Below are 3,602 nucleotides of genomic sequence, written 5' to 3' on the forward strand. Positions count from 1 at the left end.
AGCACGCTGTCGGCCAGCGCTAGATCCATCGTGCGGAAGTAGCGATGCGGCGGGCTGCGGCTCACCAGCCCGGCGCGGACCAGCTTGCCGAGTACGCGCGGGTTCGCTTCGCAGAGCCGTACGCGCTGGTCGCGACGCTCCAGGCTGGTGATCGCATCGGCCAGCGCTTCGATGCCGGTGATGTCCATGAACGGCACTCGGTGCAGGCGGATGATGACGCTGCGCCCGGCCGGGAGCGGCACGAGTGCCTGTTCGAGCGTGCCGATTGCGCCGAAGAACAACGGGCCGTCGATGCTCAGGATTTCGACGGCGCTTGCCGGATCGAGGCCGGCGGCGCTGAGGCTGGCCGCGCGGCCGCCGTCATCCTCGCGGGTGACCGCCACCGATGACGCCATGCGATGCAGGAACAACAGCATCGCGACGATGACGCCGATGTTGACGGCGACGATCAGGTCGGCGAACACGGTCAGCACGAAAGTGATCGCCAGCACCGCGATGTCGCCGCGCGGCGCAGTGGCGATCATCTGCTTCAGGCGCGGCATCTCGCTCATCTTCCAGGACACGCCGAACAGGATCGCCGCCAGCGCGCACAGCGGCACGTTGGCGGCATACGGCGCGAAGAACAGCAGGATCGCCAGCAGCATCGCCGCATGGGTGATGCCAGCCAACGGGCCGGTGGCGCCATTGCGGATGCTGGTGGCGGTGCGAGCCAGTGCACCGCTGGCCGCGAAGCCGCCGAACAGCGGCGTGATCAGATTCGCTGCACCCTGCGCGATCAGTTCCTGATTGGCGTCGTGGCGGGTGCCGGCGATCTTGTCGGCCACCACCGCCGACAGCAGCGATTCCAGCGCGCCGAGCAGGGCGATCGAGAACGCCGCCGGCAGCAGTTCGACGAGGCGGGTGGCGGTGATCACCGGCGGCGAGAACGCCGGCAGCCCAGCCGGGATTGCGCCATAGGCCTTGCCGATGGTGACGACACTGTCGAACTGGAACCAGACCTGCACCAGCGTGGCGGCGAGCATCGCCAGCAAGGGGCCAGGCACGCGCGACAGGCCCGGAATGCGCGGGCCGACCAGCATCAGCACCAGACTGCCGCTGGCCAGCATCGTGGTCACCGGATCGGCATTCGGCAGCGCCTGCAGCAAGTGCCACAGGCGTTCGTGGAAATGGCCGTTGCCAGGGTCCGCGAGGCCGAAGTACGAAGGCCACTGGCCGATGAAGATCACCAGGCCGATGCCGGCAGTGAAGCCGAGAACCACCGGGCTCGGGATGAAGCGGATGACATTGCCGAGCCGCGCCAGGCCGAAGGCGATCAGGATCGCGCCGGCCATGAAGCTGGCGAGGACCAGGCCATCGACGCCGTACCGGGCGGTGACGCCGGCGAGGATCACCACGAACGCGCCGGTCGGCCCGGCGATCTGGTTCCGCGTGCCGCCGAACAGCGCGACGATCAGGCCGGCGATCACCGCCGTGTACAGGCCCTGCTCCGGCTTGACGCCGGAGGCGATTGCGAAGGCCATCGACAGCGGCAGCGACACCACGCCGACCAGCAAGCCGGCCATCAGGTTCGGCAGCCAGTGCCGCCGCGCAAACAGCCCGGCTTTTGCCGCTTCGGTGACCGCGATCATCGTTGACTCGGAACCCTCGGCTTGCGCGGACTGCGCCCTGCGCACGCTACGCGCTTTGCCGGCCGATCGCGGCCAGCCGATCTCCCACAAAAAAGCCCCGGGCTCCGCGATGGAAGCCCGGGGCTGATCGAGCTGAAAAGACTCAGCGCGCGTTGACCAGCTTGCAGGCCGCCATCAGCATTTCGCCGCCGCTGGGGGCGTAGGCGTTGAACGTCGCAGCATCGCAGTAGCTGATCTGCGGCGCGTAGGCGCCAAGCGTGGTCGCCAGGTCTGCGGTTGGCCGAGCGACGGCACGTGCGTAGTCGCCCGCGAAGCCCGGCGCCGCCAGAATCTGGCGCAGGATCAGCATCTGAGCGGGGGTGTCTCCCCAGGCCTGCCAGTTAATGCCGTACTTCGCAACCGCCCGGCTCGGACGCTCCTTGGTCGGCGACATCGCATAGACCACGTAGTCATCCGGCTGCACGATCAGGCCGCGGTCGGTGAAGCAGGACACCACGGACGAGTTGATGCTCTGGTACTGGCACAGCGACAGGTAACGGACGTCAGCCGTCGGCCCCACCAGCGGCGGCAGCAGCGGCGTGACCATGCGCTTGGCGCGGACCACGACGATCTTGCCGTACAGCTGCGAGGCGCCGGCGCGCAGGTAGTTGGAGTCGCCGTTCGGGTAGGCGATCTTGTCGGCGGTACGCGCGATCGGCTCGAAGGCGATGTTGCGGTTCGGGAGCAGGCCTAGGTTCGGAGTCAGCGACAGCTTGGAAGCAGCCTCGATGCGGGCGCATTTCCGGGCATCCGGCGTGTCGTCGAAATTGGTGTCGCCGCTGCGATCGCTGTAGATCAGGCGCGGGGCCGGCTGATTGCCGAGCGTATCGACACCCGGATTCGGCAGGTAGATGCGGTAGCTGATCTGCTTGGCGACACGGGTTGGCAGCGCATTGGTCACTGGCGCACCGACGTACAGCACGTTCGGCAGGCGGCGTGCCGGATCGGCGGGCGGATCCTGGTAACGCAAGGTCAGCCGGTAGCCATCCCCTGGCGCGCCGCCGGTGGGCAGCTCGGCGACATTGGGATTGGTCACGCCGTTGCTGACCGAGCGGATGCGGGCATCAGCCATCGCATCAATGAAATTGCCGCCCTTGGCGCCGTCATAGGACTGCAGCGAGAAGTAGCGCACCTTCGGGAAGCGGCCTTCGATGCGGATCGAGGCGCCGGCCGGCAGCGACAGCGGAATCTGCGCCACGCCATAGGTGGCGGTGTCGTCCAGGAAGCCGGTGTTCTTGTCGTCGGAGGTGTAGACCCGGAACGGGCAACCGACGGTGACGGCACCGCCCAGATCGCCAAGAAGCGGCAGCTCGGGCAGCAGCTGCGCCTGGGCAGGGCTGACGGCGAGCGCGGCGCCGAGGGTCAGGAGGCTGGACAGCAGCGCGGTGACCGGGCGGGCACGCGCGACGAAAATGGCTTGGATCATGGCTGGAGGCGATTCTTTCCGGTTGCAGTAGATCGGCGCCAGAACATCAGCGGTCACCGTCTATGGTTGAAGAGGAACAACACCGTATCGGTCCTACCAGTGGCCGATGGGCGGTAGTGTGATCCGGGACACGCGGCAGGTCGAGAGCCAAAACATGAAATTCGCTGCATTTTGGGGCGATAGGCTCTTTATTCGGGGGTTTTCCGAGGCTTTGGCGAAGCGGCGCGCAACAAAAAGGCGCGAGGACCATTAGTCCCCGCGCCCCAATACCGCCCAAAACCGCCAGACGCCTCGGCAGAAGAGGCTACCGATCAGGCATTCACGGCTCGCTTCAGCTCGACGGCGCCGTGCACCACGCCGTCCGTCTGCGAGTCGATGACGCCGAAGTACTGCTCCGGCGTGAACACGTCGACCTCGATCGCGTCCAGCCGCGCCGCGTAGGCCTTGCGGACCAGGGCGGCTTCGTCCGCCGTGATCAGGCCCTGATTGGCGGCGGCCTGCGCCTGCTC

General features: G+C 67.3%; 3 protein-coding genes. All 3 read right to left on the minus strand.

Annotated features, from left to right (window positions below):
- A partial coding sequence (locus QZY06_RS20890; RefSeq protein ID WP_295687880.1) for a SulP family inorganic anion transporter occupies positions 1-1,628 on the minus strand: 1,628 nt, incomplete at its 3' end.
- A 142-nt stretch (positions 1,629-1,770) separates the two neighbouring features.
- Positions 1,771-3,093: a hypothetical protein gene (locus tag QZY06_RS20895; RefSeq protein WP_295687882.1), complete on the minus strand. Its 1,323-nt coding sequence runs from the start codon at positions 3,091-3,093 to the stop codon at positions 1,771-1,773.
- A gap of 311 nt (positions 3,094-3,404) precedes the next feature.
- Positions 3,405-3,602 (minus strand): hypothetical protein (locus QZY06_RS20900; protein ID WP_295687884.1); only part of this gene is annotated, 198 nt, incomplete at its 5' end.

The sequence above is a fragment of the uncultured Nevskia sp. genome (assembly GCF_903885465.1).
Classification (GTDB): Bacteria; Pseudomonadota; Gammaproteobacteria; order Nevskiales; family Nevskiaceae; genus Nevskia.